Raw genomic sequence first — 24728 nt, 5'->3', positions numbered from 1 at the left:
TTTGCAACATACTGGCCGCATCAAATCGACCCTTCATCCTGAAGCCAGCGCCATCGTCTTCGACAGCGATCTCCAGCGTGCAGCGAGCGACGAGCTGCCCTTTTACGCCGACATCGATCGAGCCCAAGCCATCATGCTTGAACGAGTCGGACTGATTGACCGTGATCTCACCAGAAGGGTCGTGGTTGAGCTGGATAAACTGCAGGCCGACGGATTCCAGAGCCTTGCGGTTTGCCGTGCGCCCCGAGGCTCCTATCTCGCCTATGAAGATTATCTTCAATCGGTGATCGGCAAGGAGGCTAGTAACCTACATCTTGGTCGCAGCCGGAACGATATCAATGCGACGCTCCTGAAGCTTAAGCTGAGAGCACCGTATCAGGCGCTGGTTGCCGAACTGATCAAACTTCTTCGAGTGCTGTGCGCGCGGGCTCGCGGTCACCTTGAGACGGTCTTTCCACTGCACACTCACCGTCAGCCAGCATTGCCGTCCACATTCGCGCACCACCTGACAGCGTTCGGCAGCGCGCTCGCGCGGGATCTGGACGCTCTTCTGGCCGTGCATCCGCTCCTCAATGTTTCCTGCCTGGGGGCTGGCGCAGGCGGCGGCACCACCCTGCCCATCCTGCCGGAGTTGACCGCAAGGCTGCTCGGCTTCGTGATGCCGCCACTTAGCTCTATCGACAGCGTGGCATCTCGCGATGTGGTTCTTCGCCTACTGGCCAGTTGTGCGATTCTCGGATCGTCCCTAAGCCGCATCGCCGAGACGCTGCTCCTGTGGGTTAGCGAGTCCGGGCTGGCTAGTCTTCCGGACGAACTAGTTGGCTCTAGTTCCGCGATGCCTCACAAGCGCAATCCGTTCCTTCTCGAGCAGGTCCAAGGTAAGGCTGGCGCGACAATTGGCTGCTTCGTTGCCGCAGTTACTGGCATGCATAGTACGCCCTTCACGAACTGCGTCGCTGTCGGAACGGAGGCTGCTCGCCATGTCTGGCCCGGGATCGACAATTCCATTGGGGCGGTTCGTCTCATCCGGCTATGTTTCGCGGGCTTGATCGTCTGTGAAGAGGCAGCCTCCGCTATGCTCGAAAGCTCGTTCGTGAATGCCATGGAAATGGCGACCCGCCTGGCGGTCGACGGTGGTCTCGATTTTCGTTCTGCTCACAATGAAGTTGGGCAGCTGGTTACGGCAGCGGTCGAGGGTGGCGTATCGAGTCTCGCGGCGATCATGCAAGATCGTCGGGTGCTCGACTCCGAGCTATCGCTGGCGCCAGAGGTTATTGCGGTAACGGCCCGAGCTGGAGGAGGCCCTGCTCCGGACGCCGTTTCGGCAGCGCTCGACGAGCTGGAAACGGGCATAGAACGAGCAGCCGCGCTATTGGGGGATCTCGGCGCTGGTTGGAGCCGGGCTCGAGAAGAACTTCGATCTGCAATTGCGAGGCTCGAGAAGTGAACGTTTCAACGCTTCAACACGGGAAAACGAGCTCAACGATGAGACATGCGCCGGAGTTCACGGGCCCAACTTCCAAGACGCTGGCCGAGCAATCCGACAGGCGAGCGAAACCGGATGATGTCACAGCCTCCGAAACAGAAGCAAAGCGCGATCGAACCCTCGTGACCGTGCTCCAGGGAGTGCGCGCTCGAGGCTTTGACGCGGGTGAAACGCCGGGCGCCGGGAACAGCGGCTGCTCGTTGCCCCACTAGTTCACCAGCGACCGCGCTGCAATAATCCGACTAGGAGAGAGTTTCTATGGCAAAGCACGAGTCACGTCCTCTTGGAATTCTCAACCTCGAGAGGGGAGCTAAGCCTCCCCCTCCGAGGCCCGGCTCGATACTCCATCCGTCGACGTTCGACTTCCCGATCATCTCGGAAACGGTCACCGGAGCTTGGGCGGATGTCGCCATGCGCGGTGAACCATCGCTCGAGCCCGCCACTATCGCAGCAGCCCAACGCTTGGTTGAAAAAGGCGCTGTTGCAATTAGCTCAAACTGCGCTTCCTTTATCCGCCATCAGAACGTCGTGGCTGTGTCGGTGAATGTGCCCGTAGCGACCTCAAGCCTACTCCTGTTGCCGGCACTGCTTAGCCAGCTGCCGTCGACTGCTAAAATCGCGGTCCTTTCGGCCGACTCGAGGAATTCCGGCGAACGCGTGCATCGCCTTGTAGATGTCAGTCAATGGTCGAGATTAGTCATTGGCGGCATAGAAGGAGGTCAATTGTACCACAATGAAATGAAACGTCCCCCAGCATATACCGAAACCGCCGATATCGAGGCGGACGTTGCGGGTTGCGTCTCAGCGCACCTTGTTGCCAACCCAAACATCGCTGCATTTTTGTTGGAGTGCACGGCTTTCCCGCCCATCTCGCCCGCGATCCGTCGGATGACGAACCTGCCTGTTTACGACATCGCGGGCCTCTGCCGGATGATGATGGAGTCTGTCGCTCATAATGTAGCGCATATCTGAACGAGATAGCACAGGCATCATGATGGCGCGAAGATGGGATCGTGCTAGCGAATGCAGGTTTAACGCTTGAAGGCCATTGCGATCGCGGGCGGACCGCATTGTGGCCATCGCTGCGACGACGGACCCATATTGAAAGCTGGATTCAGTGCCTCGCGCCGGCTATCGATTGCGCTGCTATCGGCGAGGCGACTCGAGCTGAACTTGCCTCCGCCGCAGGCGCAGTATGGTCCTGAACCATGTTCGCGACCGCCAGCGTTATGCATTGCGCAACTGTGACAGCATGCCCATCCAAAACCAATGCCTCATGGCGAAGGACTAGTTGTGCGGGGCTCAACCCTTCCGCTCTTCGGTTTCAAGGTCGTTGATTTCGGCCAGTACATCGCCGGCCTCGCAGTGGCGATGATCCTCGCCGATCTTGGCGCTACCGTCCATCGACCCCCCATCCGGCCCGCTCTGGGACAGCCCCGCCAATGCGACCCTTGAGCGAAACAAGCTGATTATTTCGGTCGACTTAAAAACTGAGGAAGGCTTATCGCAAGCGCAAACACGTTGATCGCCGACGCGGATATCGTCATCGAGAATTTCCGCCCGGGAGCGTTGAGCCGCCTCGGGATCGGCTTCAGGGTTTTGCGCAAGGCTCGCCCAGCCCTGATTACCGTTTCCATTCCCGGCTTTGCTTCCAACGGTCAACTCCGTCGCGAGTGGCGTGCCTTTGAGGCCGTCATCGTGGCGTCCTCCGGCTTATTCACCGACATGGGGGTTGAATCGTGTGTTGAGGGGTATCGACCCGTCCTTCTCGCCGCTACCTCTGGCATCGGACTACGGTACGATGCTGGCTGTTTCGGCTACTGTGCTGGCGCTTCAGGCGCGGGAACGCAGCGGAATCGGCGACCAGATCGAGGTGCCTCTTGCATGCGCGGTCATGGAGGGGCTCGCATATAACTCTATTAGCATTGACCAGCTTCCGCATCGCTACAAGTCGCACCGGGAGCGAGAGATCGCCCGACGGCGCGAAGTGGGATGTCGATGACTCTCTCCTACGAGCAGACGCAGGAGCTTCTTGATCCATTTGCTCGCAACTACAAATGCAACACGGGCGCATGTTCTTCGTCCTCTGCTCGACACACAAGCATCATACCAGGCGCTGTTTGCAGGTGCTGGGCTTGTACGACGAGCTTTTAGCGAAGGGCTTATAGAGGAGTCGACTACCAATATTTCGGTGCGCGACTGGCGATCTGATGTCTCGCTCGGTGCGTCTCCCTTGACGAAATCATGGGCAGACAAGATCGCCGCACGAATGAACGCCGTCTTTGTACCCGCATCGCAACGGAATGGGACCGCATTTTCGGATGGGCGAATCTCCGCCGCAGCGTTGGCTGCAGGAGTGGATCAGAGACGATCACGCAGAACGCGCGGGCCTGATGATCAAGGTCGATGATCCGGAGTATGGACGGATGGTTCAGCCTGGACCTGTAGTGTGGCTGGAGGACGGGGAACCGATGCTGAGCCCCTCGCCACGAAAATGGGTAGCCTTCGATCAGGCCGTCGAAGTATTCTCGGCGCTACCTGCTAGGCAGTTGCCACGCAAGGCTGACACGTCGGCGGGGTGGCTCGACCGTGTGCGCGTTCTCGATCTAAGCAATGTCATCGCCGGGCGTCAGCGTGCTATCTCGCTCGTTTCAGGGCTGAGATGATCAAAATCGACTCGGCCAGCCCGCTTTTCGACAGCTCGATAACAGTGATCTGCGGCATGACTCACATGCGCGGCAAGCACTCGGTTCTGCTGGACATCGAGTCATCGTCTGGCTGAAAGGCTTTCGAGAGGCTCGTGAAGTCTGTTGACGTTGAAATCTGGAATGCGACTGATCGCCAGGTCGAACGCATGGGGCATGATTCCAAGAGCCTTAAAGCACTCAATCCAGATGCGATCTTCTGCCAATTCGATTGCTTCGGCGGCATCCTCGCGGCCCAAGAAGCGATTATCTCGGTTATGAAAATTACGTTCAGGCAACGACAGGCAATATGCCGAGGGCCGGCGAATCCTCGGAAACACCTGAGGAATACGCGAACATCGGCACCAGTGACGTGATGGGCGGCTTCGGCGCGGCCCTCGGAGTTGCGGCGGCGTTGTATCAGAAGGCCAGGACCGGACAAGCTGGGCGAGCTCGCACGTCCCTGTCGGCACTCTCCGGTCTCTTGCAGATCCCGCTCTACTACGACTACACGGGCGTGGACCCTTCGATGAACCGGCTGGGATAGGTTCCAAGGGCGCGCGTTGATGTTCCGCACGTTATGCCACGAACTGTCATGACCGAGTCCGCCGCTTCTTCAAACCCTATTCACCGCCCGACAGGAGCGAGCCGTTCTTCTTGGAGCTGCGTAAAAGAGCAAGGAATGTCACAAAAGATGCAACCAGGAGGGCTGCATTGATTGCCACCGCATCAAGCATCAGGTCGCCGCGAAAACTGTTCTCGATCAGGAGCGCGCGCATCCCCTCGAACACGTAAGTCGGCGGCAGCGACCAGGCGACATATTGCAGCCAGGTGGGCAGCACGCTGACGGGATAATAGATGCAGGCGAGCGGCATGATCGCGAACATCAGCGTCCAGACGATGCTCTCGGCGCCCAGGCCGTTCCGCAACACCAGCCCCGAGACGAAGATGCCGACCGACCAGCTCGTGAAGATCAGATTGCAGAAGAACGCGATCAGCGGCACGCCCAGTGCATAAACGTTGAAGTGAAACAGGAACAGCGCGAGCAGCGTCATCGGGATGACGCCGATCGCGAGCCGGATCAGGCTCATCACCATGAGCGACAGCAGAAACTCGATCGACTTCAACGGGCTCATCATGAGATTTCCGATGTTGCGCGCCCACATCTCCTCGAGGAACGAGATCGAGAAGCCGAGCTGTCCGCGGAACAGGATGTCCCACAAGATGACGGCGCCGATCAGCGTGCCGCCGGCGCGCGCGAAGAAATTGGCGTTCTGCGAGATGTAGAGCTGGAGGAAGCCCCAGGTGATGACCTGGAGCGTCGGCCAGTACAGCAGCTCGAGCAGCCGCGGCCAGGACGACATCAAGAGATACCAGTAGCGCAGGATCATCGCTCCGATGCGTTGCACGGAGATGCCGCGAAGAAGGGACATTTCAGTCATCGTTGCACCGCATAACCAGGATGGAGCGAAGCGCAATCAGGGAATCCTGCAAGAAGCGACGAAGTCCCCGGATTACGCTGCACTCCATCCGGGCTTCGGCTAGTGCCATAACATAGGGGCTCGCTTTTCGCCTCGCTCGCAATGGCGAAAGAAACGCCCCTACCCCGCTCATCGCGCCACCTCCTGCGCGCGGTTGACCCGGCCGCGCGCGACATCCAGGAACACCTCCTCCAGCGTAGTGCGGTTGTAGCGGGCCATGATGGCCTCGGGCGTATCGTCGTCCTCGATCCGGCCGCGCTTCATGATGATAACGCGGTCGCAGAGCCGCTCGACCTCGAGCATGTTGTGTGAGGCCAGCAGGATGGTGGCATTCTGCGCTTTGCGATAGGTCTCCAGGTGCGCCCGCACCCAGTCAGCCGTATCGGGATCGAGCGAGGCGGTCGGCTCGTCTAGCAGCAACAGCTCGGGCTGGTTGATCAGCGCCTTGGCGAGCGCGACGCGGGTCTTCTGCCCGGCCGAGAGCTTGCCGTTGGCGCGGTCGATGAAATCGTGGAGATCGAGATCGTCGGCGAGCTCAGCGATCCGATCGGAGAGGTTCTTCACCGCATAGAGCTTGCCGAACACGGTGAGGTTCTGACGCACCGTGAGCCGCATCGGCATGTCGACATAGGGGCTCTCGAAATTCATCCGCCCCAGCACATCGGCGCTCTGCTCCGGCATCCGATGCCCGAGCACCCGCACGCGGCCAGAGGTCGGCAGCACCAGGCCCATGATCATTGCGATGGTGGTGGTCTTGCCGGCGCCGTTGCCGCCAAGAAGCCCCGTGACGCTGCCGCGCGGAAGCGAAAAAGAGATGTCGTTCACCGCGCGCGTCTGCTTGTAGACCTTGACGAGGTGATCGACCGCGATGGCCGCGGACCGGGTGTGGTCTGTGAAAGCCAGCCGGTCTAAAGTCTTGTCATTCTGGGTTACGCGGGCCATTTTTTTACCCCTCGGCAGAAGAGCGCCCGATAAGCGACGATTGCTCGCCGCTCCGCACTCTGAATGCGCGCTGATTCGCTGAGGTCGCCTTGCTTCGAGAAGGTCCCGTCGGCGTGCAACACATCGGCCCGGCTGCCGCTGCGCGCCGAGAATGATGGCGATCCCTTGTTGACACTGACGATCGGAAGCGGCACCAGCTTTCTAAATCGAGTAGCAAATCGCTCTTGCTGGGCGTCATCGCGATCACCTTGGTCGAAAAGATTAGTTTGCGCTCGAACAGCAGGCTCTTGATTGAAGCGATCGTCTGAGCTGAAAGATCGCTTGCGAGATCGATGTACGGATTTTGGAGTCAGGGCGCGCTGCGCGTTTGATGACGTCCATTCCCGTACACCTTACCAATTAAGCCCATTTCAGTGATAGTGGCGTTGAAGGCCTCTATCTTCGTCAAACATCGAATCCAGTTGCAAGATCAACGGGAACGCGCAGGGAAACGGCTAGTTCGTTCCATTTCGATAAGATCTATGGAGCTGGCCAGCGCTCCTTGCGCCGCTGCAGCACCATATGGAATCGATTGAAGGTCTATCATTTGAGCTTTCTTCAGTTGCAGACACAATTTCGCTCCTCCCAAGATTCGGTCCTCCTAAAAAGGTACGAAGCGCCTAGCCGTTGGCGCGAGACTGGCACTACACACGCACACCCTGGTGTAGGCAGATGATCTCCAGCAAGCACCGTGCCAGCCGCGCAACAGCGATACGCCTCGGCTGGATTACGGCCAAGGCCGCGTGATCGTCAGTATCCGTCCAGCTAAAGCCGAAACGAGCGCTCTGACGGTTCTAATATACGGCAGCCCTGGCTTGAGACAGCAATAGCAGCCGGCTAGCTCGCTCGAAAGGCATCTGGCGACAAGCAGGCGCTCGCAAGAGCATCAGCACGCCATTGCCCGGGCTTTGGCTCAACATCGGAGGCCGGCTAGAACGCGACAAAGGGAGCTTAGAAGGACGCTTGCCTCGGTTCGACTAGCGCGATCGCGGCACGTCCAATTCCTTACAGCGGAACAGATCCTGTAGGATTCAACACACCAGCGCTTTGACGCGATTCGGCCGTTTTAAGACTGAAATTAGGGTTTAATGTGCCAACCGTTGTCACAGCGCCCCTCCTCTAAAAAATGCGGCAACGTTGGGCAGGGGCTGCGTGCTTATCGACGAAAGCATGTAAAAGACGCTCACCCGCCGCATTCGCTTGCGAGTTATTTTAATAGCCCTTCAAGATCCCACGGCCCCTCACCGACAGCTCTCCAACTTCGCCGATGGCGGTGGCGCTACCGTCATCGTTGACCAACCGCAGTTCCCGAAATGGGGAGCGAATCCCGAGACATCCTGTGTCATCCATCTCTTCGATGTCGAAAGGCATTTGTGTGCCGTATCCGATTTCCGTCATCTCGTAGGGATAGTGGGCGCGCACGCCAAGCAGCTCCCGGAATCGGCGCACAGTTTCAGCACTCCAGCCGTCGTACTGCGAGACCTGCTTCAGGCACCTAAGTATGTCCTCGGCCGCTTCCGCTATCTGCCTGGATAACGCACACCACTTGATGCGGTATTCCTTGATCCAATCTAGAAGTCGCGACGAGTTCATTTGCTGAGCTATGTACAAAGTCCTCCCTTGTCGATATGACTTCAAAAGAATACTTGGCCAATAACCATAGGATGGGGACGACCAACTCAGATATCTCTTGTATGGCTGATGATCCAAGTAGGCAGATGCGTACGCACACGCCCTCCATCAGTCGTGCCTCAACATGACCCCTTGGGAAAGCCCGTTGTCCCCGACGTGTGCAGGATCAACAGCAGGTCATCGGGGCAAACATCTGTTTCCATCGGCGCATCCTCGATGCCCCCGAGCACCTCATGCAGGTTAGTAGCAGTCGCGGATGGCTGTCCGACAACTATCACCCGCTGTATAGAAAGACCTTGGGGCCAAGGCGTCATCGCGGAGAACACTGGCCAAGCGGATTCGTCCACGATGACAAACTTCGCCTGAGTATCACTGAGAACGAATTCGACCTCCCTCGGTGTATAGTAGATGTCGATCGGGACCATCACCGCACCGAGCTTTGCAATCGCGAACAACAGAATCGGAAACTCGATGCGATTGGGCAGCATCATTCCGATGCGATCGCCTTTTCTCACTCCGAACCAACGCAGCGCACGTGCATATCGGTTCGACCTGCGTTCCATCTCGGAATAGCTCGCGCTCTCGTCGCGCTCGAATATGTCGACCGCGACTATCGAGCCATGCGTTTGCGCCGCATTGCAACCAGCCGTCCAATCGTGATGGTTTCGTACCCGGATTCCAGCACCTCCAGCCTGAGCAAGGCATTTGTGACGCGTTCCCGCAACTGGCTTGATGTTACACTTCTGGACGTCATCGCATAATCCTTCGGCTCAGTGATAAGAAATCGTTCGTCGACGCGTGAGATCGAGATATGGAATTATGCCAATCGACTCGCGTCCCTCCAGTTGCTATCACTTGGGCGCGGCGTACCCATGTTCATCGCGGCGTGCCCAGGGTGGTGAGCTGCGTGCTGGCTACGAACTCACTATTCGTACCAAGCCAGTAACAAGGATATAGGGAACGGGCCGCCGCGAGGAAAGTTTCGCGCCAGGTGGATGCAAGGCTGCATCAACATCGCCGGCTGGTTGGCAATGCTGTTCACGCAAGACTTGTCGCCACCGACTTTTCAGGACCATGATGGCCGGTGGATGCGCACATGGCGCGAGCGCCTTCAACGTCTAAAACACGAAGGTGTGAGAGACCTTGACAACCGCTACAATGGCCCCAACGGCGAACCGAAGGACCCGAGGCCGATTGCGACCGAGCGGATTAAAGGTTCCGACATTCGTCATCGACGGCTGGCGCGACTACTACCCTCAAGCGATGGTGGATGCATATCGGGTCTGATAGGCCCATGGCTGCATCAGTTTCCCGACGTGTCAAGGCGGCCGCCGATCGACTTCTTGCACCAACTGCGACGCTTTTTCGACCGCTGGCTCAAGTGCGAGGAGAACGGCGTTGCGGATGAACCGCAGGTCGCGCTGTACGTACAAGGGGCCGAGCCGCTCGCGACAACCGCCGCTCACGCGCCGTTTGAGCAGTGCCAAGCTCCGTCAAACTGCTGCCATCGAGAACGTCGACTATCGTACCGCCCGTGGTCTCGACCGCTCACTTAACCGGCACCGGCAAGTCCTGGCTTGCCTGTGCGCTCGGCAACAAAGCCTGCCGCGACGGCTTCTCCGTGCTCTACAAGCGGGCATCCCGCCTGTTCGCCGATCTCACCCAGGCGCGCGGCGAAGGCCGTCTGGCCCGCGCTGATCGCCGCGCTCCAGCGCGTCAATCTCCTCATCCTCGGCGACTGGGGACCCGAACCGCTCACCGCCGACCAGCGCCGTGATCTACTCGAGATCGTCGACGATCGCTACGACAAGGGATCCTTGTTGATCACAAGTCAGGTCCCCGTGTCGCAATGGCACGCGATGCGATTTTGGACCGCATCATTCACAATGCGCACCCCATCGAGCTCAAAGGCGACAGTCTGCGGCGCCGGCGTACACTTCGATACGCTTTCTCAATGGTCGTCTTATGTCGTCCGAATGGTCGTCCATTGTGAGCACCCTTGCAGAAGATGATTCTTCTGGCGGTGCTTCCAACATCGCGCAGAGACAATCTAAAGGGCCGCGGCGCTACGCTTACAGTGCAACGGCGCATGGACCGACTGGAAGCGCATTCCCCTCGAGTTCTGGACAGCCGAATGGCGCAAAAACAACTCGTGCTGCCGAGTTTCGCAAGTTCCTCGACGAGATCTAGGCCGCCGCCCGGCGCCAACTCGATGTCGACATCTCGTTATGGACAACTACGTCACTAGAACCCCACTCATCCAGATGGCTGGCTAAAAGGCGGCGTTGGCACGATGCACGTGACCCCGACCAGTTCGTCATGGCTCAATCCGATCGAGCGCTTCTTACCGACGAGAAGATCAGGGGCGGCGTCTATCGCAGCGTCGCCAGCCCTCAGGGCTGAGATCACTTCGTTCATCGACCGACACAGCGCCGATCCCAAACCCCTTCCGATGGTCCAAGTCAGCCGATTGATATCCTTGCTTCCATCGAACGCTTCTGCCAATATAATGCCCCAGCAAAACACGACGCGACGTTGCGAACTTCGGGTTCAGGACACCAGTTACTGGATAACCCCGAAATGGGGCGCCGGCCTTGGCGCGGAAGTCCACTTACGCCAATTCAACGCGCCCTTACCTCGTCTTGTGAACGATTGTGGCTCATTGCAATTCCATATGGCAGGGCCTCACGCGCTCCTCCGGGGACGAGACGCCCAAACACACTTTCAAGAACGCGTGCTGCGGATAGCACCGTCATGTCCTTGTAGCGCGCACCGACCAATTGGAGGCCCACGGGAAGGCCGTTGCCATTTAGTCCACAGGGCAGAGAAGCTGCTGGTTGCTGCGTGAGGTTGAAAGGGGTGACGAAAGCCGCCCAATCTGGACGGTTAGGTGGCCGATCGAGTCCGACGGGGAAAGGTGTAACCGACATCGTTGGCGAGATCAGGAGGTCATAGTCCTCATGAAACGCCGCCATCTTGGCAGTAAGTTCGGCGCGGGCGTCTTGAGCGTCTTGATATTGGGAAAGAGTAACAGCGAAGCCTTCTTCAGCCCACTGCACAAAGGCCGGGTCGAGCAGGCTTCGTTGCTCATTGTTCAGTCGGCTAAGCAGCCGTGCAGCACCCGCATAAAAAAATGTTGAGATTACTTCCCTGGGGTCTTCGAAGCCGGGGCTTGTCTCGGTTATGTCTGCGCCAAGCGACTCGATTTTACGGGCGGCGGCATCAGTAACGTTCAGAACGTCTTCCGAGACATCCACGTACCCGAAGTTTCGGCTATAGGCTACTCTCAGGCCTTTTAATGTCGATGTGAAAGGGACCTCACCAAATGGATATTCCGGACCGTCATAACCGTCCCTCGCATCCTTTTGGGCGAGAACTCTCATCATGAGACCCGCGTCGGCTACCGTACGAGTGATCGGCCCGACATGCGAGAGCGTCGTAAATGCGCTTGCCGGCCACTGGGGGACATACCCGAAGGTTGGTTTGAAGCCGAAGGTGCCTGTGAAGCTTGCGGGCGTCCGTATAGATCCGCCGCCGTCGCTTCCCAGATGGAGAAACCCAAGGTTTAGCGCCGCGGCAACCGCCGCTCCACCGGACGACCCACCTGGCGTGAGGTCCGGATTCCAAGGGTTACGAGTTATTCCGTAAAGTGGACTATCTGTCACACTTTTCCAGCCAAATTCCGGAGTAGTGGTCTTTCCCAGAAAGACAGCCCCCGCCTCTCGCAGACGCGCAGCGGGCGGAGCATCAACATCCCACGGCCCGTCTTCGCTGGTTGCCTTCGATCCCCAGCGTGTGGGCATTCCGCGACTCAGTGTGACGTCCTTTAAAGTTACCGGCACTCCGTCGAGCAAGCCGATCGGCACGCCTTGCATCCACCGGGCCTCTGAGAGACGTGCTTGGGCTTTTGCCTGCTCAAAGTCGATGAAGCAGAACGCGTTGAACTTGGGATTTAGTTTTTCGATGCGCTGCAAGCAGTCATCGATCACCTCAACGGGGGACAAGTCCCGGCTCTTATAGAGGGCAAGACAGTCTAGTGCCGTAAGATCTGCAATCAGCGCTGCCGGTTTCCTGGACATTTTGTTCTTCCTGCCTTCTCATTGTTGTGGTGGAGCTAACGGTCACGTGGCGCGCGGAGAGAGGTGAGCCATTCATAGCACTGTACTTCACTTCAAACGCTGGTTTCGCGCACATAGATCTCAATGCGCGACTAAATCCGGCGTGGCGAGCAACATGTAGAGCGCAGTGATAGCGCATGGATTATGAATTCGTGCAGCCAAGCATTGTACCACTTGCGGATGGGTCTCGGTGCTCACGCCAAAGCGTTTCGCCAGGCACGCCCGTGGGCTCGGTCGAGCGGGCAATCTCGCTCCGAACGGGCTGGAGTGGTGCGGGCGCATGAATGTTCATCACGTCCTCCTGCGGCCAGGAGACGGACGGATGTGCGGCTCGACAATGAAGCTGAGAGCTTCTCACCAAGATTGTCGCGCTACAGGCGCAAGCGCGGCGCCGACGACTGCCAGGATCACAGCAGCCGGCCGCACACGCCGCCCTGGAAAGCCACGGACGAGGAGCGGGCCAGCATCTGCGCCCTGCGCCAGACCACCGGTTTTCCGCTCGATGACCTCACCTTTGTGGTCACCCGCTTCCTGCCGCATCTCAACCGCGATGCTGTCTACCGCATCTTCAAGGCTGAGGGGCTGGGTCGCCTGCCGCCGGCGCAGCAGCGCCAGCGCAAGAGCCGCACGTTCAAGGACCACGATATCAGCTTCGTGCACATGGGCATCAACCACGTGCCCAAGCTGCAGACCGCGAATGGCGAGAGCCGCAAGCGCTTCCTCTATGTCGCCATCGATCGCTGCTCCCCTTGGATGCACCTGGCCGTCTATGATGACGAGCTGGCCACCAGCGCGTTCGCCTTCGTCCAAGCGACGGTCCGCGCGTTTTCCTTCAAGGTCACGCATGTCCTGACGGACAGAGGATCCTGCTTTACGGCCAATGGCTTTGAAGAACGCCTGCCGCAAGCGGAAGGTGGTGCATCGCACGGCCAACCCCTACACACCGCAAAACCCACGGTCTTGTGGAGCGCTTCAACGGGCGGGTGCAGCGCGACGTGCTCGGCATCACCATCGATAGCCATCGTGATCTTGAGAGGCTGCTCAAGGGCTGCAGGCAGGCCTACAATCGGAGGCGCCATCGCGTGCTCAAGGGTGCTTCACCCGAAGCAGGTCGTGCACGGGCGCCTGACCGCCGAACCCAAACTCGCCAACCGGCGCTTCAAGCCGCCCGATCCAGGCGCCTTGCCCCAAGCTCTCCAAATCATCGCTCATGCCAAGGAGGTCTCGTATTTAGACACCTCGATGAAACTACTCTCGCAATTTCGAGCGAGTATTCTGAAACCCATTTCAGTTCCACGATTGAGAGACGATATCTGCAAGATAGCCCGAGTGCTTAAGAAGCTGTTCTCCATCGGGATCCAAGTCGGTGACCACTCACAAACTCTCTGATATCTCACCCGTTAGTTCAGCTGCTTCATGGGGGTTGATCCAACGTGAACTATTTTTGCCAAGAGCCAAGCGAGGGGTTCAACACATTTTGTGTCTGCCTTACCCGGGGCCTCAGGCACATGCTCCTCCTCCAATCGGCATACTTCGGCTGTCATACTGCCTCGAGGACGATGGAAATACCCTGCCTCACGCCGATACTTCATCGTCAAATTCAGGATCATAGCTTCGAAGAAGGTCGACCCCTCGGTAGGGAAGCAATCGCCTCCATGAAAACAATCGAAATACTTGTTCACTTTCTGGTCCCTAAGCTCGATTGTCGGTGACATCAGAAAGCTACTTTCTGCTCGATTTTCAGAACTTTCAGTGACGACAGTTCATCGAGATCGTCACAAAGACGACCGCCAAGTTGCTGTCGCACGGCTCATCTCCTGTCATGGAGTATACGACAAGCGTCGACCATGCCGGATGGCCGTGCTATTGCCAGTAGAGATCCATGTTGACGGGTGATAGCTCCGACTTGTCCTCTTGCGATCTCCTGGGGTCGATATGCCTCAGGCATGATGCCACCGGCCGTCGAGGTGATGAACACCTCGTCAGCGTCCTTGAGTTCAGCACGAGTGACATCAGCGGCCGTAACCAAGAGCTCGTTCTCGGCGCAAAGATCGAAGACAGTCCGGCGTGCGATACGCGGCAAGACATCAAAAACTGGTGTGTCCTCAAGGCTCCTTCCTTGACCACGAATGCGTTGAAGCCGGGCCCTTCCGCAATGTGCCCGTTCGTATCTAGGATGAGCGCCGTCTCCGCGTCCTTATTCGTAGGCATCAAAAAGGCCGTTCACGAAATCAAGCCAATGAAAGTTCTTGATTCTGGGATGGACCGATTTAGGCGGGATGCGGACCGTATCGCTGATTGCGACATGCAATCCTCTCTCCAGTTTCTCTTTGTTGACGACCCAAAGGGATAGCAAACGCGATGAAGCGGTTGTCCGCTTGACGCGGAGCCCGGATGAACGTCGGTGATGAGCCGCGCGTGCAGATCATCATCACGCATGCCTTGTGCCCCGACAAAGCGACACAATTGTTGAAGATTAACGCGATTTGTTCACGATCATAGCTCAGCTTCATTCGCAGACGTTTGACACCCCAATCGGTCAAGATGCAAGTCCAGCCGGAAGAACTTTCCGTTCCGGACATGGACCGTGTCGTAGGTCGCATCGGAGTGTAGAAAGCCCCAATCGAGCACCGAGATCTTAGCTCGGACATCCGCACGTATTGCCCATCCATGAACGCGCCCCCGGGTGGATAACGCCGTCGATCAACGTTATGCTCATCGACCACCAAAGGCGGCGCGGCTGAGCGCTGTGTCATGAGGGAGTCACGTTCTATCTTTCCATCCCGGCTACTTGCTCGCTCATTTGCCGTGCCCGGCATTCGTGTAGGGCGGTGCGCACGAGATGTTCAATCGGGTCAAAGCGTCAGTGGCTGTGCCATAGGAGTGAGCGAATTGGACGCCATAGCCGTCGGAGCCGAGATGTCTGTGCCCGGGGCGCGCAAATGGCAGGCCACGAGGCGCCCGTCTTCTATCGGCACCAAAGGCGGCTCTTCGATCCGGCAACGCTCGACCGCGAGCGGACAGCGCGGATGGAAGGCGCACCCGCTCGGCGGATTGATAGCACTTGGCACCTCGCCGTGCACGGGCACTTCCAGCCGGATCCGGGTGGGGTCCGGCACAGGTGCGGCCGCGATCAGCGCTTCCGTATAGGGATGAACGGGCTTTGCAAAGAGCGCCTCGCACGGAGCGAGCTCCACGATCCGGCCCAAATACATGACCGCGACGCGATGGCCGATATGCTCCACCACGCTCAGGTCATGCGAGATGAAGACGAAGGCGATGCCTGTCTGCTGCTGGAGATCCAGAAGCAGGTTCAGGATCTGGGCCTGCACGGAAACATCAAGGGCCGAGACCGCCTCGTCGGCGATGATGAGTGATGGCTTAAGTGCCAGCGCACGGGCGATGCCGAGCCGCTGCCGCTGCCCGCCTGACAACTCGGACGGGATCCTGTGCATCATTTCGGGCGACATCCCAACCTTACGGAGAAGATCCGCCGCAAGCGCTTGGCGCTGCTTGACGCTGAGGCGCTCGAAGTTCTCTGCGGGCTCAGTAATAATCTGCTCAGCCTTGAGGCGCGGATTCAATGACGAGTAAGGATCCTGAAAGACCATCTGCATCCGCCGGCGCCAATCTCGAAGCGGATTTTTCTTGAGGCCCGCAATATCGGTACCCTCGATAAGCACACGCCCGGCTGTCGGCTGCACGAGACGCATCAAGAGGCGCGCAACTGTCGACTTGCCGCAGCCAGATTCGCCGACAATGCACAGCGTTTCGCCAGCCTCGACCGAAAAAGATACATCGGTGACCGCCCGCACCACCGGGACGGTCTTCTTCAGGAAACCCGTACCGAGCCGATAATGCTTGGTCAGGTTCTCGACTTTCAGCAGAGGGCCGCTCATGCGCCTACTAGCTCCTCGGCGCGCCAGCAAGCCGCCGCGTGGCCCGCCCCAACATCACGCAGAACAGGTGTCTGCTCATGGCAAATGCCGTCCGCGAACGGGCAGCGCGGCGCGAAGCTGCACCCGACGGTGGGCTCGCGCAGGCTTGGCACGATGCCGGGAATTTCCGGAAGGCGCTGCCGGCGGCCGTGCCGCGGATCAGGCACCGAGCGCATGAGGGCCTGGGTATAGGGATGCGCGGGTCGCGCGAACAGATCAATCACGGACGCTTGCTCGACGATGCCGCCAGCATACATGACGATGACACGTTGGCATGTCTCGGCGACGACGCCCAGGTCATGCGTGATGAACATCACGGCGGTTCCCGTGCGCTCTTTCAGATCGACGATCAGCCGCAGGATCTGCGCCTGGATCGTGACGTCGAGCGCGGTCGTTGGCTCGTCGGCAATCAAGAGCTCCGGTGAGCAGGCGAGCGCCATGGCGATCATGACACGCTGGCGCATGCCGCCGGACACCTCGTGGGGATAGTTGCCAACGCGACGCTCGGGATCCGCGATGCTGACGAGCCAGAGCATCTCTTGGGCCCTCGCCATCGCATCTGATCGGGAAGCTTTGGTGTGGATCTGCACCGCCTCGGCGATTTGGTAACCAACAGTGTAGACCGGATTGAGGCTCGTCATGGGCTCCTGGAAGATCATGGCGATTCGGTCACCGCGGATCTGTCGCATCTCTCGTTCGGATAGCTTCAACAGGTCACGTCCGTGAAAAAGAATCTCGCCGCGGACGCTCTTGGCGCTTCGCTTCGGCAGGAGGCGAAGAATGGAAAGGGCTGTGACACTTTTCCCGCATCCGGATTCGCCGACAACGCCAAGGGTTTCGCCACTCTTTACCTGGAAGCTGATGCCGCCCAATGCGCGGGTGACGCTTTCCTCGCCATAAAAGTGTGTCTCCAGGCCCCGAACATCAAGGAGCACGTCATCCCCGATGGGTTCTTGCATTTGCATGTCAGACTCTGCGTTTTGCACGCGGATCAAACAGGTCGCGCAAGCCATCGCCGAGCAGGTTGACGGTAAGAACCGTGATGACGAGACAGATCCCGGGGGCGAAGACCGTTAATGGCGCGACAGCGAGATAGAAGCTTGAACTTGAGATCATGTTGCCCCAACTGGGGATCTCGGTCGGCACGCCGACGCCGAGGAAACTTAGTCCGGCCTCTGTCAGAATCGCACTCGCGCAGACGTTGGCGCTCTGCACCACCAGGGGCGGAATGGTGCTCGGGATGATATGCCGTCGCAGCACCTTCGGCAGGCGCGCCCCGCCGCAGAGCGCGGCCTCCACATAGGGACGCGTGCGGACACTCAGTACCACCGAACGAACTAGCCGCGTAACACTTGGGATCGAAGGGATAGTGATTGCGACGATGAGAATACCGATCCCTGCGCCTGTCAGGGAAATAAGGGCGATCGCAAGCAGAATGGTCGGGATCGCCATCAGGCCGTCCATGATCCGCATGACAATGTTGTCGAAGCTGCGACTGTAGCCGGCGATGACACCGATCAATAGACCGCCCAATGCAGCGCTCGCCGCACACGTCAGTCCCACCATGAGCGAGATTCGCGCACCGAACATCGTTCGCGCAAACACATCGCGGCCCAGATTGTCGCTCCCAAACCACATCTCGGTCGAAGGCGATTCTAGCCGTTTGAATGGATCCATGTTCAGCGGATCGTTGGCGTAAAGCGGAGCAGCGAGTGCCAGTATGACCCACAGCGCCAAGAGGCCACCACCTATAAAGACCAGCGGATGCCGCCTTGCGAAACGCTGAAGGCCAAATGGCCACCGCCGCAACGTCACCGACAGGGATTCAGCCGAAGCGGACAAAAATGTCATGTTAATACCGAATACGCGGATCGATCAGAGTGTAAGCGAGATCGACCGCGAGATTGATCAAAACGTACAGGCTCGAAGCGAGGATAAGCACGCCTTGAATAATGGGATAGTCACGATTGTTGATCGCATCGACGACCAACCGGCCGATACCAGGAATGTTGAACACGGTTTCCGTGATGACGACGCCAGAAAGTAGATATGCGAAACTTATGCCGATCACGGTGAGGATCGGGACACCCGCATTCTTCAGGGCGTGGTGAAAGAGCATGGAATATGAAGACGCGCCCTTGGCAGCGGCCGTTCGCATATAGTCTTCTGAAAGAACTTCGAGCATGCTCGCACGCGTGATCCGGGAGAAGTAAGCAATATAGGGGAAACTCAAGGCCACGGTCGGCAGGATCAGGTGCACAAACCAGCGCCCGAGACCGTGGTTAATCGGCTGGTATCCCTGGACCGGCAGCCAGCGCACGTTGATGGTGAACCAGTAAATAAGAAAATATCCGACGACAAACACCGGGACAGAAAAGCCAAGCGCTGCAAAGGCTGCGAGACCGCGGTCGAAGACGCCGCCGACACGCCATGCAGCCCCCATGCCAAAAATGACCCCCGTCGGGACCGAAAGAATCATCGTCAAGATCGAAAGGGAAAGGGTGGGCTCCAACCGCTGCGAAATGAGGAGGAGAACCGGTCGCCCCGTGAAGATTGAAGCCCCGAAATCGCCGCCGAGAATGCCCAGCGCCCAATGTAAGAACTGGACCGGCAGGGGATCGTTCAGTCCCAGCTGTTCGCGGATGCTCGCGATCATCTGCGGTGTCGCCGCATCGCCGGCGATGATGGCCGCCGGGTCGCCAGGCGACAGCCTGAGAAGCAAAAAGATGAAAGTGCCGACCATCGCCATGACGGCAATGGTCGAGAGCATCCTGCCGAGGATGTAAGCGGCCATTGTGCGCTTAGGCCTTCTGCATGTTCCACATCGGGAGAGCACTCGGCATCCCGATGAGGCCGGTCAGCGTCTTGCGGCGCGCGGTTGGGTAGACAACTTGACCCAGCAGAACGGTCGGGACAAAGTCCCACCATACTTGTTGCATCGTGCGGGCCAGCGCCTGGCGTTCGGTGAGGGTTGCGGCATCCGCCCATTGGGCCCGAAGGGCCTCGTATTCGTCGCTCTTCGGCCAGCCAAAGTACCCCTTGTCGCCATCCGCGGCGAGCCAGGGCGCGCCGACCGGGTCGCTGAGAGTCGAATTGGGCACACTCGTGATAAAGATGCTCCAGCCGCCTTCCTCAACGGCGCCCTTGTTCGTCCGGCGCGTCACAACCCCGCCCCAGTCACTCGGCGCAAGTTCGGCGTTAACCCCGATCTTCCGTAGTGCGCCCGCCAGGAACTGCGCGGCATTGCTGGTCAACGCGAAGTTCGTGGGTTGGAGGATGACGACCTTCTCACCGGCATATCCAGCCTCCTTGAACAACTGCTTGGCCTTGTCCGGATAGCCGCCCTTGTTGTACCATCCTGTATTCTCAGCGTTGGAATAGAGCGTGTCGTTTCCAAACATCGAAGTAACGGTGTTGGAGTATTTTGGGTCGGGAGCGAAAATGCGAGAGACCGCCTCCTGATCAACCAGGTGAAGCAGCGCCTGGCGGGCCTTCACGTTATCGAACGGCTTTTGCAGACAGTTCGGGCGCAGAATATTAACCCAACCCTTCTTGTCCAGAACTTGGAGCGCGAGATTGGGATCGCTCTCGACTGCCGGGTAAAGATCGGCGAGCGGGGCTTCAACGAAATCAACCTCACCCGCTCGCAAGGCCGCGAAAGCCGTCTGCGGATTGGCAATGTTCTCCCAGATGACACGATCGACGTTGACGATCTTCCCGCCGGCGAATCCGTCGGGCGGCTCGCGGCGCGGCACGTATTTCTCATTGCGGTCGTAGGTGAAGCTCGCCCCCGGCTTGGCCAGTGTTTCGTTGAACTTAAACGGCCCCGATCCAATGTTCACGGTCACCTGCTCGGTCGCGGGACGACTTGCGTCCTTCTCCCGCATGATGAACAGGAAGGGGTTTGACAAACTCGCCAGCAGATCAATCAGCAGCCCCAGCGGTTCCTTGAGCTCGATCGTGAAGGTTTTATCGTCCTTCTTCGAGATATCCTTAGCTCGTGCCATGATCAGTTTGCCGCCGGGAGTGACCCGGGCCCACCGACGGATGGAGGTGACACAATCCACCGCAGTAACGGGCGTACCATCATGCCAAGCGAGGCCATCCCGGAGCTCAAACGTATAGGTTTTCTTGTCGTCGGAAACGCTCCATTTGTCCACCATTTGTGGCTGCGGTGTAAGTTTGGAGTCCAGCGCGAACAGCGTATCGTAGATCGCGTAGCCATGATCGCCGGTGATGCTAGCTGTCGTAAAGATCGGATCGAAGACTCGAAGGTCACCCGCCATGACCATTCGGACGGTCCGGGCGGCGGTAGGTCCAGTCTGCGCCCGTATGACCGATGGCAACGATACCGCTGTGCCGACCGCCAGGGTTGTCTTGATGAGGTCGCGTCGAGAGATTGTCATGTTCCGTTCTCCCCTAGAGTCGATCGCGCGGCGGATCCGCGTCTTATTGTCGAACACTAGACCCGGGAACTTTGCTGCCTTGCCACCTCTTGACGATATAGAGGTTGCTTGCAGCTTTACGGCAATTCCACCGGACGAAATGAGGACTTTCGTACTTTTTGTGAAGATTCTGCCGAATCTTGCATCCACTATCGACCGGATGCTGCGCCCGTCCGCGGCCAACAAAACGATCCGGGCCCGCTTTCAAATCGCGCTGCATTGTTACCGGACCGGCAACTTGCCTCAAGCAACTTGCGATCTTTCTTCGAAGCATAGACTTCTCTTGCTGATCCCGATATTGAATCACGACTCACGTTATGAAACGTGGTGACTCCAGGCCCGCGAGTACGCAATTCTCTGAAGAGCGTGAGTGGGTTCACAAAAAGTCTATCCACCACGTGGGCGCTTTAACACCTTCCACTCCGCCGAACGTCAAACCCTTCAGGTGCCCTTGCTATCCACCCTCGGCCAATGTGCCGCAGGATCGACTGGCGGCGGGACAAGAGCTCGCGCAACGCGCACAGAACTGGAAACGTGCGTGCGCGCCTGGTACGTTTGCAGCGCGGCCTGCACACGGCATCCATGTCGGCGGCGCCGCTGTCTTGGCGCGCATTGCCACCGTGCAATTGCCGATGCATGTCCGTTCATAGCCGCGGCCTACCAACGGTGAAGCGCACGTTGGCTTCAACTGGCAGGCTTCCCATCTAGAGCTCCGACCGCCAGCATTCGATCCATCAGCGGCTCCGAGCGCGATGGTGTGATCGGCCTGCGGCTCGCCTTCGGCCATGCGGATCGCGAGCTCCGTGAGCGCGACGCCAAGGTTGATCTGGCTCACGGCGATATCGTTCTTGCGGCTGTCCAGCGATACCGACTCGATGATGCCGTCACCGCGTGATTGGTCGCCGTTTAGGCACACGAACGTTCCCACGGATTTTACTATCACGAGCGCTCCTAAGCGCGTAGTCCGCTGCGCGGGGAAATCGCGAGCATCCGCTCGCCGCCGTTCAATTCAGGAGCGACTTGCTCGAGCGGCTCCCTGCGACGTCCGGCGACTCTGACTTTCCATGCGTCGGCCAGAAATGCGAGCGCCGCCGCTTTGCGTAGACCGACCAGCGCCGCGATTTACTTCCTCATTGCAGCGAGTTAACCCGACCTTGTTCTTTGACGATCAGTCGGATGTGATCGCCGCTTTGCAAATGGATGACAAGAGAGAGCGTGTCGTCCACAATATCGACCACAATCTCGACCACTGAGCGAATGATCTTCTTACGCGTCTCGACAGAGGCTCCTGGGCTATTCCATGCCCGAGTGAGGTCTTTCCCGAGTGCCGTCGGTTCGCGAGCTTCCACCAGCAGAGGAACGCCTTGCTCGATCGCCGCGGATGGTAACGGTCTCAGACTTTGATAGCGCATCGCGGCCATTGGTCATCAGGCGGGCGATGGTTCTGGCAGACGGCCCGCGCTGTAGACTTTGAGCATCGGGCGTTTCGGCGCGCCGACGGCGTGTCGTCCACTCTCTAACAACTCGCCGAGAGCCCCTAAAGCCTAGCACCTTAAGGCGACGCCACAGGTCGGCTCCATTATAATTGCCTGGGCGTCGAGCCATGGCAGATGGTGCTCGAGTGAGCTCTCGCGCACCCTGAACACATCCGTTCGCTGAACTCGCAGAACTTTGCGGACGAGGCCCCGGCTATGTCCCGTAAGTCGCACGATCTCCTTTATGGAGACACCCGTCTCAGCCTGTCTGAAGATTGCCGCATTCGTGTCCTCACTTGGTAGATAGACTTCGTACTGGATGCGCTCGGCGGCGGTCAACAAGGCAGGCTCAATTGTGGCGGCGCCGACCGCCACACGAACCTGGCGCATGGATTTGCGGACCGCATCGAGGAAGGCGTGGCTGGCGTTCTCCATCAAATGCTAGCGGTCAGCAACCTCGGTGGCCTGCGGGAGCGCCTTGGCTACAGCACGGGCGTAACCACCGCCGCGATCGCGCGCGATCACAGCAATTTGCGGCTGCCCCGCGAGCCAAGCCTGTGCCGTAGCGGGCTCTCTGTCGGACAACAGGGCGATCGGTCGTCGCCGCTCGAGGTCGCAGATGATTGTTCCGTAGCGCTGATTGCGCTGCCAGGCCCAGTCGTCGATACCGATCACGCTCGGCACAGCAAAGGGCTGGCAACCGCGCCTTCGCACGACCCGAAGTAATGTATCGTTGCTCACGGGCAGCATAAGTCGACGGGGAAAACTTGCGGCCGGGGCGGCCACCCAAGGCAAGCCCAAGGTGATGGACCAGAAGATCCAGCCGCGCCGTTCGCCGCGCCCACGGCGCCAGAGCCCCGTCATCGAACCGCTCGGTGAAAATACGTCGACTGCACATAACGGTGACGCAGCGAAAGCGACGCGCCACGACCACCAGGCGAACCGGCCGCCCCGCCATCGGCAGATCGGTAAGACATCGTTGATATCGGCTATGAATTCGCCTGGAACTGGCTCCGCATCCGGGACAAAGACTCTTTTCGCTCCTGGGACGGACGGTGATCACGGTCGTGGCGACATCACGGACGGCGCTCTCCACGTCAAACCCAGGAGCGATCAGGGCCGACGGTCGCAGGGCTCGCTGCATCATGTTGATTCCCTTGTGAAACCAACGCGAGCCGGCGCCTGAACTTCATCAAACGTGATGGTGTGGAACGGCCCTTCGGACCGGCATCAAAAGTGCCTAACGTGGTCGCGTAGAGAGGCGCCACAAAGGAAGGACCGTTCCATGGAGAAGATTATCACAGTGGGTTTGGATTTGGCCAAGTCGATCTTTCAAGTTCACGGCATCGCCGAAAACGGGAAAGTCTTGGTTCGTCGCACATTGCGGCGATCGCAGGTTCTGCCCTTCTTTCGGAGCCTTCCAGCTTGCGGGGTAGGTATGGAGGCCTGTGCGAGTGCCCATCACTGGGTACGCGAGATAGCGGCGTTGGGCCACTCTGTCCGCATGATGCCGCCAGCCTACGTGAAGCCTTACGTCAAACGAAACAAGACCGACGCGGCGGATGCTGAAGCCATTTGTGAGGCGGTCAACCGCCCGACAATGCGGTTCGTGCCCGTGAAGACTGCCGAACAACAAGCAGCCAGCATGATTTTGCGAACGCGAGAGATGCTGATGAAGCAGCGCAGCCAGACTGCAAGGCCCTGCGTGCTCATATGGCCGAATTGGGCATTATCGCCGGCACAGGCATGGCAAGCATCGCAAAACTCCTGGTGCTTCCCCGGGACGAAAAAGACAATAGGATTCCCGGCGCCGCCCGCTTTGCCCTAATCCTATTCGCTGAACAGATTGAGCTGCTTACAACCCGCATAGAGAAGCTCGACAGAGAGATTTTGGTTGCCGTCAGAAAGGACCCTGATGCAAGGCGTCTGATGAGCATTCCGGGTGTCGGTCCTCTCATCGCCGCTACCGTTCGGACATCCGTCGTGGATGCTCGCGATTTTGCGACTGCACGAGATTTTGCGGCTTGGACGGGGCTCACACCGAGGGCACAGTCGAGCGGCGGGAAAGAAAGGCTCGGCGCGATATCAAACCGTGGAAATCGGCAACTACGGACGCTCCTGATCGTTGGTGCGACCTCTATCATCAAGCTTGCTAAGCGAGGCTTGAAAGTCCCACTCTGGATTCGGACCATGCTGCAAAGACGGCCGGTCAAGGTCGTATCGGTCGCGCTCGCCAATAAGATTGCGCGCACGATCTGGGCCTTGCTGGTCAGAGGCGGCATCTATCAGGCTCCGGCCGCAATGCTGAAATCCTAATCTCAAGAGCTCTCCGGCGGAAGAAGAAAGCTGCCGAGGAGGCAAGGTGCAAATCTGGATGAACCCCGAATGACGTCATTCCCGGTAGCAATCAGACCGCCTGACTCACTGCGCTTCGAGCACGAGAAATTGATTGGGCGATTGCTTCCGCGGATATCACCGTGGCCAGCGG

Annotated in this window: 16 protein-coding genes and 7 pseudogenes; 10 read left to right on the top strand and 13 right to left on the bottom strand. The window is 58.7% G+C overall.

Annotated elements, in window-relative coordinates; translation table 11 throughout:
• Window position 1: 1 nt before the first annotated feature.
• The 6 genes and pseudogenes from AC0L3K_RS34320 to AC0L3K_RS34295 all read left to right on the top strand — a co-directional run bounded on the left by AC0L3K_RS34320 (window position 2) and on the right by AC0L3K_RS34295 (window position 4717).
• Window positions 2-1447 carry a lyase family protein gene (locus AC0L3K_RS34320; protein WP_473367666.1) on the top strand — a complete coding sequence of 482 codons (1446 nt, stop codon included), beginning with the start codon at window positions 2-4 and terminating at the stop codon, window positions 1445-1447.
• Window positions 1448-1744: 297 nt separating this feature from the next.
• Window positions 1745-2458, top strand: coding sequence for an aspartate/glutamate racemase family protein (locus AC0L3K_RS34315; protein WP_473367665.1), 714 nt, complete (start codon window positions 1745-1747; stop codon window positions 2456-2458).
• A gap of 297 nt (window positions 2459-2755) precedes the next feature.
• Window positions 2756-3400 (top strand): annotated as a pseudogene (locus tag AC0L3K_RS34310) (CoA transferase).
• A 407-nt stretch (window positions 3401-3807) separates the two neighbouring features.
• Window positions 3808-4152, top strand: a complete 345-nt coding sequence (locus AC0L3K_RS34305) for a hypothetical protein (protein WP_473367664.1) — start codon at window positions 3808-3810, stop codon at window positions 4150-4152.
• Between the two features lie 134 nt (window positions 4153-4286).
• A complete protein-coding gene (locus tag AC0L3K_RS34300; RefSeq protein WP_473367663.1) occupies window positions 4287-4547 on the top strand; it encodes a hypothetical protein in 261 nt (86 codons plus the stop codon).
• Entirely contained in the window at window positions 4481-4717 is a 237-nt protein-coding gene (locus AC0L3K_RS34295) for a CoA transferase (RefSeq protein WP_473367662.1), read from the top strand. Before AC0L3K_RS34300 ends, AC0L3K_RS34295 begins: the two co-directional genes overlap by 67 nt.
• A gap of 76 nt (window positions 4718-4793) precedes the next feature.
• Here AC0L3K_RS34295 and AC0L3K_RS34290 read toward each other — a convergent pair whose 3' ends face one another.
• The 4 genes from AC0L3K_RS34290 to AC0L3K_RS34275 form a co-directional block, all read right to left on the bottom strand.
• Complete coding sequence (locus tag AC0L3K_RS34290) at window positions 4794-5612, bottom strand: ABC transporter permease (RefSeq protein WP_473367661.1); 819 nt, start codon at window positions 5610-5612, stop codon at window positions 4794-4796.
• Between the two features lie 168 nt (window positions 5613-5780).
• Window positions 5781-6593 carry an ABC transporter ATP-binding protein gene (locus AC0L3K_RS34285; RefSeq protein ID WP_473367660.1) on the bottom strand — a complete coding sequence of 271 codons (813 nt, stop codon included), beginning with the start codon at window positions 6591-6593 and terminating at the stop codon, window positions 5781-5783.
• A 1251-nt stretch (window positions 6594-7844) separates the two neighbouring features.
• The gene (locus AC0L3K_RS34280; RefSeq protein WP_473367659.1) at window positions 7845-8342 is read right to left on the bottom strand and encodes an AMP-binding protein; all 498 of its coding nucleotides are present in this window, start codon (window positions 8340-8342) and stop codon (window positions 7845-7847) included.
• A 41-nt stretch (window positions 8343-8383) separates the two neighbouring features.
• Complete coding sequence (locus AC0L3K_RS34275; protein WP_473367674.1) at window positions 8384-8863, bottom strand: AMP-binding protein; 480 nt, start codon at window positions 8861-8863, stop codon at window positions 8384-8386.
• 862 nt (window positions 8864-9725) lie between these two features.
• Here AC0L3K_RS34275 and AC0L3K_RS34270 point away from each other — a divergent pair.
• Window positions 9726-10257, top strand: a pseudogene (locus AC0L3K_RS34270) (ATP-binding protein); the annotation flags it as partial.
• Between the two features lie 628 nt (window positions 10258-10885).
• Here AC0L3K_RS34270 and AC0L3K_RS34265 read toward each other — a convergent pair.
• Both AC0L3K_RS34265 and AC0L3K_RS34260 read right to left on the bottom strand, forming a co-directional pair.
• A complete protein-coding gene (locus AC0L3K_RS34265) occupies window positions 10886-12343 on the bottom strand; it encodes an amidase (RefSeq protein ID WP_473367658.1) in 1458 nt (485 codons plus the stop codon).
• A 209-nt stretch (window positions 12344-12552) separates the two neighbouring features.
• Window positions 12553-12693 (bottom strand): annotated as a pseudogene (locus AC0L3K_RS34260) (IS481 family transposase); the annotation flags it as partial.
• On the opposite strand from AC0L3K_RS34260, the pseudogene AC0L3K_RS34255 reads away from it, so the two are divergent.
• Window positions 12650-13618: pseudogene (locus AC0L3K_RS34255) on the top strand (DDE-type integrase/transposase/recombinase); the annotation flags it as partial. The pseudogenes AC0L3K_RS34260 and AC0L3K_RS34255 sit on opposite strands and share 44 nt — an antisense overlap.
• A gap of 627 nt (window positions 13619-14245) precedes the next feature.
• Here AC0L3K_RS34255 and AC0L3K_RS34250 read toward each other — a convergent pair.
• From AC0L3K_RS34250 to AC0L3K_RS34225, 6 genes and pseudogenes are all read right to left on the bottom strand, one after another.
• A pseudogene (locus AC0L3K_RS34250) lies at window positions 14246-15054 on the bottom strand (aminotransferase class IV).
• A 183-nt stretch (window positions 15055-15237) separates the two neighbouring features.
• On the bottom strand, window positions 15238-16281 hold the full coding sequence (locus tag AC0L3K_RS34245; protein WP_473367657.1) for an ABC transporter ATP-binding protein: 1044 nt from the start codon (window positions 16279-16281) through the stop codon (window positions 15238-15240).
• Window positions 16278-17285, bottom strand: coding sequence for an ABC transporter ATP-binding protein (locus AC0L3K_RS34240; protein ID WP_473367656.1), 1008 nt, complete (start codon window positions 17283-17285; stop codon window positions 16278-16280). The genes AC0L3K_RS34245 and AC0L3K_RS34240 overlap by 4 nt, the downstream gene beginning before the upstream one ends.
• 1 nt (window position 17286) lies before the next feature.
• Window positions 17287-18171 carry an ABC transporter permease gene (locus AC0L3K_RS34235; RefSeq protein WP_473367655.1) on the bottom strand — a complete coding sequence of 295 codons (885 nt, stop codon included), beginning with the start codon at window positions 18169-18171 and terminating at the stop codon, window positions 17287-17289.
• Window position 18172: 1 nt separating this feature from the next.
• Window positions 18173-19114: an ABC transporter permease gene (locus AC0L3K_RS34230; RefSeq protein ID WP_473367654.1), complete on the bottom strand. Its 942-nt coding sequence runs from the start codon at window positions 19112-19114 to the stop codon at window positions 18173-18175.
• Window positions 19115-19121: 7 nt separating this feature from the next.
• Window positions 19122-20726: an ABC transporter substrate-binding protein gene (locus AC0L3K_RS34225; protein ID WP_473367653.1), complete on the bottom strand. Its 1605-nt coding sequence runs from the start codon at window positions 20724-20726 to the stop codon at window positions 19122-19124.
• A 796-nt stretch (window positions 20727-21522) separates the two neighbouring features.
• Between AC0L3K_RS34225 and AC0L3K_RS34220 the strand changes: the two genes are divergently transcribed.
• Window positions 21523-21660 (top strand): hypothetical protein, encoded by a 138-nt coding sequence (locus AC0L3K_RS34220; RefSeq protein ID WP_473367652.1) that lies wholly within the window; start codon window positions 21523-21525, stop codon window positions 21658-21660.
• Window positions 21661-22099: 439 nt separating this feature from the next.
• Here the strand turns inward: AC0L3K_RS34220 and AC0L3K_RS34215 are convergent.
• Window positions 22100-23384 (bottom strand): annotated as a pseudogene (locus AC0L3K_RS34215) (ISL3 family transposase); the annotation flags it as partial.
• 141 nt (window positions 23385-23525) lie between these two features.
• Here AC0L3K_RS34215 and AC0L3K_RS34210 point away from each other — a divergent pair.
• Window positions 23526-24556, top strand: a pseudogene (locus tag AC0L3K_RS34210) (IS110 family RNA-guided transposase).
• Window positions 24557-24728 lie beyond the last annotated feature (172 nt).

The organism is Bradyrhizobium sp. MI1.10, assembly GCF_055811035.1.
This window is presented reverse-complemented; position numbering and strand designations above follow the sequence as displayed.

Bases quoted from the DNA above. Each gene is read 5' to 3' on its own strand.
- AC0L3K_RS34315 (WP_473367665.1), top strand. From the start codon at position 1,745: ATGGCAAAGCACGAGTCACGTCCTCTTGGAATTCTCAACCTCGAGAGG.
- AC0L3K_RS34305 (WP_473367664.1), top strand. From the start codon at position 3,808: ATGGGCGAATCTCCGCCGCAGCGTTGGCTGCAGGAGTGGATCAGAGAC.
- AC0L3K_RS34295 (WP_473367662.1), top strand. From the start codon at position 4,481: ATGCCGAGGGCCGGCGAATCCTCGGAAACACCTGAGGAATACGCGAAC.
- AC0L3K_RS34290 (WP_473367661.1), bottom strand. From the start codon at position 5,612: ATGACTGAAATGTCCCTTCTTCGCGGCATCTCCGTGCAACGCATCGGA.
- AC0L3K_RS34285 (WP_473367660.1), bottom strand. From the start codon at position 6,593: ATGGCCCGCGTAACCCAGAATGACAAGACTTTAGACCGGCTGGCTTTC.
- AC0L3K_RS34265 (WP_473367658.1), bottom strand. From the start codon at position 12,343: ATGTCCAGGAAACCGGCAGCGCTGATTGCAGATCTTACGGCACTAGAC.
- AC0L3K_RS34245 (WP_473367657.1), bottom strand. From the start codon at position 16,281: ATGAGCGGCCCTCTGCTGAAAGTCGAGAACCTGACCAAGCATTATCGG.
- AC0L3K_RS34240 (WP_473367656.1), bottom strand. From the start codon at position 17,285: ATGCAAATGCAAGAACCCATCGGGGATGACGTGCTCCTTGATGTTCGG.
- AC0L3K_RS34235 (WP_473367655.1), bottom strand. From the start codon at position 18,171: ATGACATTTTTGTCCGCTTCGGCTGAATCCCTGTCGGTGACGTTGCGG.
- AC0L3K_RS34230 (WP_473367654.1), bottom strand. From the start codon at position 19,114: ATGGCCGCTTACATCCTCGGCAGGATGCTCTCGACCATTGCCGTCATG.
- AC0L3K_RS34225 (WP_473367653.1), bottom strand. From the start codon at position 20,726: ATGACAATCTCTCGACGCGACCTCATCAAGACAACCCTGGCGGTCGGC.